Below are 12,913 nucleotides of genomic sequence, written 5' to 3' on the forward strand. Positions count from 1 at the left end.
CGCGGACGGCTTTGCAGGCGCGTCGCACCGTATTTCGAGACAGTCATGACGGACGGCAACGCAAACCGCACGCGAAAAGCACTGAATTTGCGATATGCCGGGCGCATCGATGCATGCGCCTCGACGTACCCGAGGCTTGGCCCGCAAGGCGCCGGCGGCCTCGCAAGACGCATGTGGCACCCCGGCCTCGCGCATGGCGACGCGGGCGCTTTCGCTGCTATGATTGCGCGTTTCGTCTGATCGGCGCACCCGGGCATGGTTTCGGCGCGCCGCACGCCCCACCTTCGCAGGACGCCCTCACCTTGGCGCGTCACCTGCCTGCAGATCGTATCGTCATGGATGTCATCGTCATCGGCGGCGGAATCGCCGGCATCGCCACCGCCTGGCAGCTGCGCGCGGCCGGGCACCGCGTCTGCGTGATCGAACGCCACGCCACCGTTGCGCAAGGCGCGACCTACGGCCATAGCGGCATTGCGCTGCCCACGCCGCTCGACGTCTGGTTCGGCCCCACCTTCCTGCGCAATGGCCGGCAATCGTCCGGCGGTGTGATCAGCAAGACCGGCTGGCGCGGCCAGGCGCATGGATTCGTCAAGCGCCTCGCCACGTTGCACGGCTCCGAGGCGTTCGCCGAGCGCTATGCGCTCCTGCGCCCGCTTATCGAGTCCGCGCAAGCGGCACTCGCCGACATCGACGCCCGCTTCCAGCTCGACTACGAGCAGCGCGACGGCCTGCTCTATCTCGTGCGCGGCAGCGATGAATGGTCGCTCACCCAGCCGGCTCTTGAACAGCTGCGCCGCTTCGAGACGCCCCACCACGCGCTTTCGCCCGCGGAATGCGTGGCGTTCGACCATACCATCCCCGCCGATCCGCCGTTTGCGGGCGGCGTGCACTTCGAGACTGGCCGGGTCGCCAACTGCCCGCTCTTCGTGAAGCTGCTCAAGCAGGTGCTCGACACCCAGGGCGGCGTGCAGTTCGAAACGAGCCGCGAAGTCAGCGCGATTCGCCTGGAAGACCGGCGCGCGGCAGTAGAACTTGCGCCGCCTGCGCACGAAGCGGGCCGCTCGCACGACGTCGAGGTGATCTCGGGCGACGCGATCGTGGTCGCCGCGGGTGCGCAAACGCCAGGGCTGCTCGCGCCGCTCGGCCTCAAGATGCCGTTCTATCCGCTGCGCATGCACACGCTCAATTCGCCGGTGGCGCGTGAGGAATGCGTGCCGCAGACCACGATCGTCGATGCAGGCAAGCGCATCGCCATCGCGCGTATGAATCACCGGCTGCGCATATCGGGCGCCGCCGTGCTGCTGCGTGCGAAGGAAGTCGACGACGCACTGCCGGAGGGGCTCACCGAGGACGCCCTCGCGCTGCTCGGCGAAGCGTCGCGCGACTGGGCGCCGGGCGCCGCGCGCATTTCGGCCGCGCTTGCGTGGGAAGGCATGAAGCTGCTTTCCGCCGACGGCCTGCCGGCGGTCGGCAACGTGGGCCACCCGCGCCTGTTCGTCAACGCAGGCCACGGGCCGGCGGGCTGGGCGCTTTCGCTCGGCTCGGCGCGCCTCGTCGCCCAGCAGATCTCCAACACGGCGCCGGACCTGCCGGCCGATACCATCAAGGCGCTCTGGCCAGGCCGCGATTAAGCGAGGCGTGCGTGCGCGGCGCTGCCTTGCCGCCGCGCCGGTCCGCCGCGCATCTGAGGCGTGCCGTCTGAAGGCATGCTCGGGTATCGTTGCGATGTCGCTTCCCGGAACCGCATCGCCATGACGCACGCTCCCCACTTCTCTGGCGCCGGGCAACCGGTGCTCGTCAATCCGCACGATCGTGCGGTGCCGCTTCTCACCGTCGAAGCGTTGCGCAAGACCGAAGTCGCCACGCAGTCGGCCTTGCCTGCTCACACCCTGATGGCGCGCGCAGGCGCAGCCGCCGCGCACTTCCTGAGCGAGCAGCTCGCGCACGCGCCCTCGTGGGCGAGCGACAAACCCGTGTGGCTCGTCGCGGGGCCCGGCAACAACGGTGGCGACGCGCTCGTCGTCGCCACCGAACTGCATCGCGCGGGCGTCACCGTGGAAGTCTGTATGCCAGCCGAGGTCAAGCCCGACGACGCGCGCTGGGCGCTCGCCGAGGCGCGCGCGGCGGGCGTGCCCCTCGCTTCGTCCGTGCCCGCGTCGTTCGACGCTTACGGCTGGCTCGTCGACGGGATGTTCGGCATCGGTCTCGCGCGCGGGCTCGAAGGCGTGTTCGCCGAACTCGCCGAAAGACTGTCGGCACGCGCGCGCAGCCATGGCCACGTGCTCTCGCTCGACGTGCCGAGCGGCCTCGACAGCGATACGGGCAACGTGGTCGGCAGCGGCCCCGCCGTGCGCGCGACACATACCGTCACGTTCATCGCCGCCAAGCCCGGCCTGTACACGGGTTTCGGGCGCGACTACGCGGGCGCCGTCGCGCTCGCCCCGATCGGCATCGACACCGAAAACACCGCGGGCGCCGTGCGCCTGAACGCACCGTCGCTCTTCGCCGCCGCAATGCCCGCGCGCGCCTTCGCCACTCACAAGGGCACGTTCGGCACACTGGCCGTCGTGGGCGGCGACACAGGCATGTGCGGCGCGCCGATTCTCGCGGCGCGCGCGGCGCTCCTCACCGGCGCGGGCAAGGTTCACGTGGGCTTTCTCGGCAACGACGCGCCGCCGTACGACGCCCCGCACCCCGAACTCATGCTGCACGCGGCGGCCCGGCTCGCGCTCGATGCGATGGACGCCGTGGCGGCAGGATGCGGGATGGGCGGCAGCGCGTCCGCACGGCAGCTGGTGGACACCATCCTGCGCCTCCACGCCCCCGTGCTGCTCGATGCCGACGCGCTCAATCTCGTCGCGCGCGACGAAGCGCTTGCGTCGCACGTCGTACAGTCGGCCGCCACGCGCGGGGCGCCTTGCGTGCTCACGCCGCACCCGCTTGAAGCGGCACGGCTGTTGAGCTGCGATACCGCCGCCGTGCAGCGCGACCGAGTGGCCGCAGCGCGGACACTCGCGGCCCGCTATGCGGCGGTTGCAGTGCTCAAGGGCAGCGGCACCGTGATCGCGGCACCCGACGGCCGCGTGGCCGTCAATCCCACCGGCAATGCCGGCCTCGCCACGGGCGGCACCGGCGACGTGCTCGGCGGCATGATCGGCGCGCTGCTGGCCCAGCGCCTGCCGCCCTACGAGGCGGCGCTCGCGGGCGTCTATCTGCACGGCCTTGCCGCCGACACGCTGTGCGCACAAGGCGACGGCCCCGCGGGCCTCACCGCCGGCGAACTCGCGCCGGTTGTGCGCAAGCTCATGAACCGGCTCTTTTATGCGCCGGGCTTCACTGCCTGAACGCAGCATGAAAGGAGCCTGAGCGCAGCCCGAAGCCGCACGCCGCACGTTCGCCCGCGCGGCACGCAGTTTGCTTCGCCAGGACCTTCGCCCCGCCTCTCGCGCACATTGCCCCCGCAAGCGCCAGAACGCTGCGCAGTGTCGCGCGGGGCCGCTATACTGATCCTCCGCACGCCGCCTCTCACCGGAGGCGGCCCGTGCTTTCTCCGCGGCGCGCGAAGCGCGCGTTCGGCCTGACCGGCGAACCGCACCTGCCGCCCTCTTATTCGTGATCCCTCGCTAGACGAACATGACGAATCCGCTCCCCGCCTGGTCCGCGCTACAGACGCATTACGAACAGATCCGCGACGAAAAGCTGCGCGACTGGTTCGCTCCCGCCAACGACCCTGCGCCGACGCGCGCCGAACGCTTCACGTTCGCAGGCGCCGGCCTCGGCGCCGACTTGTCGAAGAACCGCATCACCGACGCCACGCTCAAGCTGCTCGTGCAGCTCGCTCGCGAGGCCGGCGTGGAAGCGCGCCGCGATGCGATGTTCAAAGGCGAAGTCGTCAACCCGACTGAAGGCCGCGCGGCCCTGCACACCGCCTTGCGCGCCACCGAGCCCGACGCCCCGTTCCACGCGCAGATCCTCGCCGAGCGCGCAAAGATGGCGAAGTTCGCCGACGCCGTGCGCAGCGGCGCATGGACCGGCTACACCGGCAAGCGCATTCGCCACGTTGTGAACATCGGCATCGGCGGCTCGGACCTCGGGCCGAAGATGGTCGTGCACGCGCTCAAGCATCTCGAACTGCCCGAGATCACCTCGCACTTCGTCTCGAACGTCGACGGCGCGGACCTGTGGCGCACGATCGAAAACATCGACCCGGAAGAAACACTGGCAATCATCGTTTCGAAGACGTTCACGACGCTCGAAACCATGACCAACGCGCTGTCCATGCGCGACTGGTTCGTCAAGCACGGCTGCCCGGAAAGCGAACTCGCGAAGCACTTCGTGGGCGTCTCGGCCAATCCGGCCGAAGTCGTGAAATTCGGCATCGCCCAAGAAAACGTGTTCGAGATGTGGGACTGGGTCGGTGGCCGCTATTCGCTGTGGTCGGCTGTGGGCCTCTCGATCATGATCGCCATCGGGCCGCAGCAGTTCGACGAACTGCTCGCCGGCGCGCACGACATGGACAAGCACTTCCGCGAAGCGCCGCTCGAGAAGAACCTGCCCGTGCTGCTCGGCATGATCGGCGTCTGGTATCGCAACTTCTTCGGCTCGCAGAGCTATCTCGTCGCGCCCTATTCCGAAGCGTTGCACTTCCTGCCCTCGTATCTCCAGCAGCTCGAAATGGAGAGCAACGGCAAGCAGGCGCGCCTCGACGGCAAGTTCGTCGACTATGCGACCTCGGCGATCACCTGGGGCGAGCCGGGCACGAATGGCCAGCACGCGTTCTTCCAGATGCTGCACCAGGGCACGACGATCGTGCCGATCGACTTCATCGCCGTGCTCACGCCCGAGCATCCGCTGGCCGACCATCATCCGAAGCTGCTCGCGAACTGCTTCGCGCAGAGCGAGGCGCTGATGCTTGGCCGCACCGAGGAAGAAGCGCGCAAGATCGCGGGCCCGGACAAGCCCGAACTCGTGCCGCACATCATGTTCCCCGGCAACCGGCCGACCACCACGCTGCTCGTCGACGCGCTTACCGCACGCTCGCTCGGCGCGATCATCGCGCTGTATGAGCATAAGGTGCTCGTGCAGGCTTGCGTGTGGGACATCAACCCGTTCGACCAGTGGGGCGTGGAGCTTGGCAAGATCCTCGGCAAGGTGGTCGAAGCCGACCTGAACGCGGCGAGCGGGAACGTGAAGCCGCACGATTCGTCCACGGCCGCGCTGATCGCGCGCGCCCGTGCGGCGCTCAAGCGTTAATTCGCGTCGATCCGGCGTGCGCATGGGCTGCGCACGCCGTTTATTGGTTTGCTGGTTGCTCGCGCACTAGCGCCCGGCTTCGACGTTGCTTGCGCTGCGCGAAGCGGCCGCGCCATGCGGCGTGTTGGCCACGCGGCGGCCCGCTTCGATCGTGATGATCGCATCGCAACGCTGCGCAAGATCGACATCGTGAGTGACGAGCACGAGCGTCGCTCCGTTGGCGCGATTGAGCTCGAACATCAGGTCGATGACGGCGTGGCCCGTGGCGGCGTCGAGGCTGCCGGTGGGCTCGTCGGCAAACAGCACGGCCGGGCGCGTCACGAATGCGCGGGCGAGCGCCACGCGCTGCTGCTCGCCGCCCGAGAGCAGCTTCGGATAGTGGCCCGTGCGCTCGGCAAGACCCACGCGCTCGAGCAACGTACGCGCGCGGGCGAAAGCATCACGCGTCGACATCCCGCCCTGCAGTTCGAGCGGCAGCGCGACATTTTCCAAAGCGGTGAGATGCGGCATCAGCTGGAACGACTGGAACACGAAACCCACCGAGCCGTTGCGCAGCGCCGCGCGCTGATCTTCGGCCATGCCGGTAAGCTCATGACCGAGCAGGCGCACGGAACCCGCGCTCGCGCTGTCGAGGCCGGCCAGCAGGCCGAGCAGCGTCGACTTGCCGGAACCGGACGCACCGACGATCGCAACGCTCCCGCCCGCCTGCACGGTGAGGTCGATGCCGTCGAGGATCGTCAGTTCGCCGGTGGCGTCGGTCACCCGCTTGCACAAACCCCGTACTTCGATGACTGGATCGCTATTCATTCGCACATGATGACGCACAGGTTAGCCGTGAACCAGAAACGCGCCGCGCGGCGCGCCACCCTCTCCCGCACCGGGTCCCGCTTCAGCGCGTTTGTTTCTGCATTTGCCTCGATCACCAGCTTAACCGCCGCTGCAGTGCTTGGCACATCGTTTGGCATGACCGGCGCCGCGCTCGCGGCTACGCCCGCGCCCACTGCCAACGCGGCGACGAGCCCCGCCATGGCAAAACCCAACATCGTCGTGCTCGGCGACAGCCTTTCCGCCGAATACGGCCTGCCTCGCGATACAGGCTGGGTGGCCCTGCTGCGCCAGCACCTGGCCAGTGAGCGCATTGATTATAACGTTGCGAATGCGAGCATCAGCGGGGACACGACAAGCGGCGGACTCACCCGCCTGCCGCTCGTCATGCAGCGCATCAAGCCCTCGATCGTGGTCGTCGAACTGGGCGCCAACGACGCGCTGCGCGGCGTGCCGCTCACGACAACCGAGAGCAATCTGCGCGCCATCGTCGCGCAGATCCGCAAGGGCGGCGCGAAGCCCGTGCTGATCGGCATGTACGTGCCGCCCAACTATGGGCCCGACTACACGCGCGATTTCCACGCGATCTACGAACGGCTTGCGAAGGAACTGAACGTGCCGCTCGTGCCCTTTCTCCTCGCCGGCCTCGCCGACAAGCCCGAACTCTTCCAGGCCGATCAGATCCATCCCACCCAGCAGGCACAGCCATTGCTGCTCGACAACGTGTGGCCAACGCTCAAGCCGTTGCTAGGCGACAGCGCACGGCGCTGAGGCGGCAACAGGACAAATCTGCGGGCGTCCTCACCGGGCGCCCGGCCGCAAGGCCCCGCCCCTGGCGCGTTCAGGCCGATCTCGCCTTGGGCGGCGTGGCGGCGGGTAAACGCGTCTCGCCATTGGCCACCGTTTGCGTCAGACACGCGAGCCCGAGAAGCTGCGTCGTCTGAATCCGACCGACCCTGACTGGAGGGAAGAAGCGTGAAATATTTACCTCTCATTGTCGTTACAGCAGCGCTTGCTGCCTGCGCCAATCAGCCGATGCCGAGCGGAGCGCAGTCCGTCGGCACCAGCCAGCAACCGCCCACGGCGGTTGCGCAATGCATCGCGCAAAAATGGGCCGACAAGTCGCAACAGCAAGTCGTCTCGCAGTCCGTGCTCGCCAACAACCAGGCTGTCGACGTCTACGTCCCTGGCCAGCAGCCGCCCAACGGCGCAGCCGCAACGGTGCGCCCGGCGTGGAGTGCCAGCGCGAAGACGTGGGTTGGCTTCCGCTCCGGCGGCAGTGGGGGCGCAGACGCCACCGGCGACATCAACGCCTGCCTCTGATTTCGCGCTCGCCACAACGCAAAAGCCCCGCGATGCATCGCGGGGCTTTTTTTGCTGCGGCGTTCTCCGCTAACGGGCGGATACGCGGGTCGCGCTTACTGACCGCTGTCGCCGTCGCCTGACTGGCTGGCCGAGCCGAGCGAGCCGTAGAGCTTGACCTTCGAGCGGTCGCGCAGTGCGTCGAGATACGACTGCACCTGCGACTGCCCACCCACCTGGGCAAGCTGTTGCTGCGCGGCGGCCAGACGCTGGCCGTCAGCGGCCGGACCGTTCGTCACGCTGTTCACGCGGTAGATCGCATAGCCGTCTTTGCCGAGGTCCACGCCCACGTAGGCGGGCAGCTTCTGCGAATCGACCTTGAAGACCGCGGAGAGCGCGCCAGGCGGCAGGCCCTGAGCGTCGTTACGCGACACCTTGAGCGCCGACGAGAAGCCATCGGTCGACTTCGACTTCTGGAATTCTGCGAGCTTGGCCTCGCCGTCCTTGCGAGCCATGTCGGCGGCCAGTTGTGCGACAACCTTCTGGCGCACGGCATCCTTGACCGCGGCGAAGGCAGGCACGGCGGCCGGCTGGTAGTTCGTCACGTGCGCCGAAATCAGCGTGTTGTTGCCGACGTCGATTGCCTGGGTGTTGTTGTGCTGATTTACCGAGTCGCTCGCGAATACGGCGTCGAGGAACTTCTGGTTGTTCAGCGGGCTATCCGGCGGCAGCGTTGCATTGGGCTTCGGCGTGACCGTGGCCGTCTGGATCGTCAGCTTGTACTTGTCCGCGGCCGGCTGCAGGCTCTTGGCCTGCTCGTAGACCACCGACGTGAAGCCGTCGCTCGCTTCGGCGAGCAGCTTCGCGGCCTGCTGGGCCTTCACGTCGTTCGCGATCTGCGCCTTCACGTCGTCGAACGGCTTCGTGACAGCCGGCTTCAGGTCGGTGACCTTGACGATGTGATAGCCGAAATCCGACTGGATCACGCCGCTGATCTCGTCTTTCTTGAGCTTGAAGACCGCGTCGTCGAACGCCTGACCGCCCGCGATCATGCCGGGGCCGAAGTAACCGAGGTCGCCGCCCTTCGAGGCCGAACCCGGGTCCTGCGATTCCTTCTGCGCGATCTGCGCGAACTGATCCGGATGCGCCTTGACTTCGGCGAGGATCGATTCGGCCTTTTGCTTCGCGGCGTTGCGCACGTCGGCGCTCGCGTTCTTCGGCACCGTGATCAGGATATGGCTCGCGCGCACTTCTTCCTGCGTACGGTAGTGCGCAATGTTGTCGTCGTAGTACTTCTTGAGGTCGGCGTCGCTCGGCTGCACGCCGGCGGCCACCGTAGCCGCCGAGAGCACGAGATACTGGATCTGCGCCGTGGCCGGCGTGGCAAATGCGTTCTTGTTCGCGTCGTAATACGCCTGCAGTTGTGCATCGGTCGGCTGGACCTTGGGCGCGTAGTCGCTCGCGTGGAACGCCAGGCCCTGCACTTCGCGCTGCTGCTCCGAGAGGCCGGTGAGCTGCTGCGCGAGCGCCTTCGGCGTGAACGCGCTGCTGATGATCGACGCCGGCAATTGCTGCATGGCAAGGCTATAGCGCACGCGCTCGTCGTACTGCTCGGGCGTCATGCCTTGCATGGCGAGCAGTTGCTTGTACTGGTCGAGATTGATCGAGCCGTCGGGATTCTTGAGCGACGAGATCACCGGGTCGGCGAGCAGCGCGCGGCGCACGGCGTCGTCCGAGGCGGTGAGATGCAGGCGCTGCGTTTCGTCCACGAGCACGCGCTGCTGGATCAGCCCGTCGAGAATGTCCTTGTGATGCTGGGGCGTGTCGAACAGGCTGGCATCGAATTGCGCGCCGAGGACCTGGCGGGCCTGGTCGAGTTGCTGGCGCGCAGCGTTGTCGTATTCGACACGCGTGATCTTGTGGCCGTTGACGCTTGCGACGTTCGCGCTTTCATCGAAGAAGCCGCGGAAACCTTGAATACCGACGAAGCCCAGCCCTGGCAGAATGACCAGGAGCAGCATGAACATCATCAGGCGTTTGTGATTGCGGAAAAAGTCGAGCATGCGTGACCAGACGTTGAGGGCGCCAAAAAATGGAACGCCCGATATTACAACAGCGGCCAACAAAAAAGGCGAACCGGAGTTCGCCTTCTTGTCGAGATATCCTTGGCGGAGCGGACGGGACTCGAACCCGCGACCCCCGGCGTGACAGGCCGGTATTCTAACCAACTGAACTACCGCTCCATGCGGTTTGCGCGCTTTTGTGTTTCCACTCGCGGCGCAAGGTACCGGAACTGAAGCTGTGGTGGGTGCTGAGAGGCTCGAACTCCCGACCTACGCCTTGTAAGGGCGCCGCTCTACCAACTGAGCTAAGCACCCAGCTTCATGCTTTCCTGCGCTGCTTCCGGCACTGCGACTTCTGCTGCGCCACCCTTATCAGGTAGCGAGCCCGCTAGTTTAGCGCATCCTTCAGCGCTTTGCCAGGCCTAAATTTGGGCACCTTCGCCGCCTTGATCTTGATCGCGTCGCCAGTGCGCGGATTGCGGCCCGTGCGCGCCGTGCGTTTGCCGACGGCAAACGTGCCGAAGCCGACGAGCGTGACCGAGCCGCCCTTCTTGAGCGTGCCTTTGACGCCGCCGATCACGGCGTCGAGTGCGCGTCCCGCAGCCGCTTTCGAAATGTCGGCTTGTTGCGCGATATGGTCGATCAGTTCCGTTTTATTCATTCCAGCCCCCGAGAATGTGTTTGGGCAATCGTAAGAAAGAAGGTCAACTTATTGGATAGACGTCCCCGGCGTAGCGCGGGGACCGCTCATTTAACGGGGCCGAAAGGGCCGTGTCAAGCGGGGTTCAGCCTGATTTGGCGGGCGATTCGAGGGAATATTCGAGGGATTATTCGAACAAGTGGGAAATCGCGGAAAAGACCGCTGGTTGTCACCGCAACGTCATGGATTGTGACGCGCAAAAAAAAGCCCGCGGACCATGCCGCGGGCTTTTCGGGGTGGAGTGCGCTGTGCTTGAGCGCTTACAGAAGGCTTAGTGCTTGACGACTTCCGTCGTGCCGGCGTCCTTCGATTCGGCCACGGGCGCCTTGGCGTCCTCGGCCTTCACTTCTTCTTCCGGCAGCGGCTGCGGCACACGTTCGAGTGCGAGTTCGAGTACCTTGTCGATCCAGCGAACCGGCACGATCTCGATCGAGTTCTTCACGTTGTCCGGAATCTCGGTGAGATCCTTGACGTTCTCTTCCGGAATCAGCACGAGCTTGATGCCGCCGCGATGCGCTGCAAGCAGCTTTTCCTTCAGCCCGCCGATCGGCAGCACTTCGCCGCGCAGCGTGATTTCACCCGTCATCGCGACGTCGGCGCGCACCGGAATGCCCGTGAGCACGGACACCAGCGCCGTCGTCATCGCTCCGCCTGCGGACGGACCGTCCTTCGGCGTCGCGCCTTCCGGCACGTGGATGTGGATGTCCTGCTTCTCGAACGCCTCGTCCTTGATGCCAAGGCGACGCGAACGCGAACGCACCACCGAGCGTGCCGCTTCGACCGATTCCTTCATGACGTCGCCGAGCGAACCCGTGCGGATCACATTGCCCTTGCCGGGCATGACCGCCGCTTCGATCGTCAGCAGATCGCCGCCAACTTCCGTCCACGCGAGGCCCGTGACCTGACCGATCTGGTTTTCCTTCGCGGCCAGACCGAAGTCGTACTTGCGCACGCCGAGGAAGGTGTCGAGGTTGGCGCTGTCCACCGTGACGGCCTTGTCGGCCTTCTTCAGCAGCAGCATCTTCACGACCTTGCGGCAGATCTTCGACACTTCGCGCTCGAGCGAACGCACGCCCGCTTCACGCGTGTAGTAACGAATGATGTCGCGGATCGCGTCTTCGGTCACTTCGATTTCGCCCGGCTTCAGCCCGTTGTTCTTCTTCTGCTTGGGCAGGAGATAACGCTGGGCGATGCTGACCTTCTCGTCTTCCGTGTAACCCGAGAGGCGGATGACTTCCATCCGGTCGAGCAGCGGCGGCGGGATGTTCAGCGAGTTCGACGTGGCGACGAACATCACATCGGAGAGATCGAAATCGACTTCGATGTAGTGGTCGGCGAACGTGTGGTTCTGTTCCGGATCGAGCACTTCGAGCAGCGCCGACGACGGATCGCCGCGGAAATCCATGCCCATCTTGTCGACTTCGTCGAGCAGGAAGAGCGGATTGCGCACGCCGACCTTGGTCAGGCTCTGCAGGATCTTGCCCGGCATCGAACCGATGTACGTACGACGGTGGCCGCGGATCTCGGCTTCGTCACGCACGCCGCCCAGCGCCATGCGCACGAACTTGCGATTCGTTGCGCGCGCAATCGACTGGCCGAGCGACGTCTTGCCGACGCCCGGAGGGCCGACGAGGCACAGGATCGGCGCCTTGACCTTGTCCACGCGCTGTTGCACCGCGAGATACTCGAGAATGCGTTCCTTCACTTTCTCGAGACCGAAGTGGTCTTCATCGAGCACGGCTTCGGCGTTCGAGAGGTCGTTGTTGACCTTGCTCTTCTTGCGCCACGGCAGGCCGATCAGCGTGTCGATGTAGTTGCGCACGACGGTGGCTTCCGCCGACATCGGCGACATCAGCTTGAGCTTCTTGAGCTCGGCGTCGGCCTTCTTCTTGGCTTCCTTCGGCATGCGCGCGGCCGTGATGCGCTTCTCGAGTTCTTCGAGATCCGCACCCTCTTCGCCTTCGCCCAGTTCCTTCTGGATCGCCTTGACCTGCTCGTTCAGGTAGTACTCGCGCTGGCTCTTTTCCATCTGGCGCTTCACGCGGCCGCGAATACGCTTCTCCACCTGGAGAATGTCGATTTCGGCTTCGAGTTGCGCGAGCAGATGCTCCAGACGCTCCACGACCGGGAACATCTCGAGGATGTGCTGCTTCTGGTCGAGCTTGAGCGGCAGGTGCGCGGCAATGGTGTCAGCAAGACGACCGGCTTCGTCGATGCCCGACAGCGAGGTCAGGATCTCCGGCGGGATCTTCTTGTTGAGCTTCACGTACTGGTCGAACTGCGAGACGATTGCGCGGCGCAGCGCTTCGGTTTCTGCGCTGTCGGCGTGGTCCGGCTCGAGCGGCATCACTTCGCACGAGAACTGCGTTTCCTGCTCTTCGATGGAAAGCGTCTTCGCGCGCTGCAGGCCTTCCACGAGCACCTTCACGGTGCCGTCGGGCAGCTTGAGCATTTGCAGGATGTTGGCGACACACCCTACTTCATACATGTCTTTTTCGGTCGGCTCATCCTTCGCGGCAGTCTTCTGGGCGACGAGCATGATGTGCTTGCCGCCTTCCATTGCCGCTTCGAGGGCCTTGATCGATTTCGGTCGGCCCACGAAAAGGGGAATCACCATATGCGGGAAAACTACGACGTCTCGCAGCGGCAGCAGCGGGAGCGTGGTGCGTTCCGGCGGGAGGAGTTGGGTTCCTGACATTTCATTTCCCCATGAGTGGAATCAATTGTTCGGTAATTGAGGCCTGAGATACCGATTGCAAGCCTCGCGCGT

The 12,913-nt window shown here is 65.6% G+C and carries 10 protein-coding genes and 2 tRNA genes; 5 read left to right on the forward strand and 7 right to left on the reverse strand.

The annotated features are described in order from the left end of the window. Nucleotides 1-335 precede the first annotated feature (335 nt). The 3 genes from U5A65_RS31545 (at nucleotide 336) to pgi (ending at nucleotide 5,253) form a co-directional block, all read left to right on the forward strand. Entirely contained in the window at nucleotides 336-1,631 is a 1,296-nt protein-coding gene (locus U5A65_RS31545) for an FAD-dependent oxidoreductase (protein ID WP_321914869.1), read from the forward strand. 120 nt (nucleotides 1,632-1,751) lie between these two features. Then, nucleotides 1,752-3,344, forward strand: coding sequence for an NAD(P)H-hydrate dehydratase (locus U5A65_RS31550; RefSeq protein WP_321948830.1), 1,593 nt, complete (start codon nucleotides 1,752-1,754; stop codon nucleotides 3,342-3,344). 289 nt (nucleotides 3,345-3,633) lie between these two features. Further along, nucleotides 3,634-5,253 (forward strand): glucose-6-phosphate isomerase, encoded by a 1,620-nt coding sequence (gene pgi / locus U5A65_RS31555; protein WP_321914867.1) that lies wholly within the window; start codon nucleotides 3,634-3,636, stop codon nucleotides 5,251-5,253. Between the two features lie 66 nt (nucleotides 5,254-5,319). Here pgi and U5A65_RS31560 read toward each other — a convergent pair whose 3' ends face one another. Together U5A65_RS31560 and U5A65_RS31565 are read right to left on the reverse strand one after the other, a co-directional pair. Further along, nucleotides 5,320-6,060, reverse strand: a complete 741-nt coding sequence (locus U5A65_RS31560) for an ABC transporter ATP-binding protein (RefSeq protein ID WP_415765957.1) — start codon at nucleotides 6,058-6,060, stop codon at nucleotides 5,320-5,322. Beyond that, nucleotides 6,057-6,296, reverse strand: a complete 240-nt coding sequence (locus U5A65_RS31565) for a hypothetical protein (protein ID WP_321948869.1) — start codon at nucleotides 6,294-6,296, stop codon at nucleotides 6,057-6,059. The genes U5A65_RS31560 and U5A65_RS31565 overlap by 4 nt, the downstream gene beginning before the upstream one ends. On the opposite strand from U5A65_RS31565, the gene U5A65_RS31570 reads away from it, so the two are divergent. Next, nucleotides 6,217-6,849 carry an arylesterase gene (locus U5A65_RS31570; protein WP_321937617.1) on the forward strand — a complete coding sequence of 211 codons (633 nt, stop codon included), beginning with the start codon at nucleotides 6,217-6,219 and terminating at the stop codon, nucleotides 6,847-6,849. The genes U5A65_RS31565 and U5A65_RS31570 overlap by 80 nt on opposite strands. Before the next feature lie 204 nt (nucleotides 6,850-7,053). Continuing rightward, nucleotides 7,054-7,401, forward strand: coding sequence for a hypothetical protein (locus U5A65_RS31575; RefSeq protein WP_321914864.1), 348 nt, complete (start codon nucleotides 7,054-7,056; stop codon nucleotides 7,399-7,401). A 95-nt stretch (nucleotides 7,402-7,496) separates the two neighbouring features. Here the strand turns inward: U5A65_RS31575 and U5A65_RS31580 are convergent, their stop codons facing one another. From U5A65_RS31580 to lon, 5 genes are all read right to left on the reverse strand, one after another. Beyond that, nucleotides 7,497-9,443 carry a SurA N-terminal domain-containing protein gene (locus U5A65_RS31580; RefSeq protein WP_321914863.1) on the reverse strand — a complete coding sequence of 649 codons (1,947 nt, stop codon included), beginning with the start codon at nucleotides 9,441-9,443 and terminating at the stop codon, nucleotides 7,497-7,499. A 103-nt stretch (nucleotides 9,444-9,546) separates the two neighbouring features. Next, a tRNA-Asp gene (locus U5A65_RS31585) sits at nucleotides 9,547-9,623 on the reverse strand. Nucleotides 9,624-9,682: 59 nt separating this feature from the next. Continuing rightward, nucleotides 9,683-9,758, reverse strand: a tRNA-Val gene (locus tag U5A65_RS31590). Between the two features lie 73 nt (nucleotides 9,759-9,831). Further along, nucleotides 9,832-10,104 (reverse strand): HU family DNA-binding protein, encoded by a 273-nt coding sequence (locus U5A65_RS31595; RefSeq protein WP_027796408.1) that lies wholly within the window; start codon nucleotides 10,102-10,104, stop codon nucleotides 9,832-9,834. Nucleotides 10,105-10,414: 310 nt separating this feature from the next. Continuing rightward, nucleotides 10,415-12,841, reverse strand: coding sequence for an endopeptidase La (lon, locus tag U5A65_RS31600; protein ID WP_321914862.1), 2,427 nt, complete (start codon nucleotides 12,839-12,841; stop codon nucleotides 10,415-10,417). Nucleotides 12,842-12,913 lie beyond the last annotated feature (72 nt).

It is taken from the genome of Paraburkholderia sp. J10-1 (assembly GCF_905220165.1).
GTDB lineage: Bacteria > Pseudomonadota > Gammaproteobacteria > Burkholderiales > Burkholderiaceae > Paraburkholderia.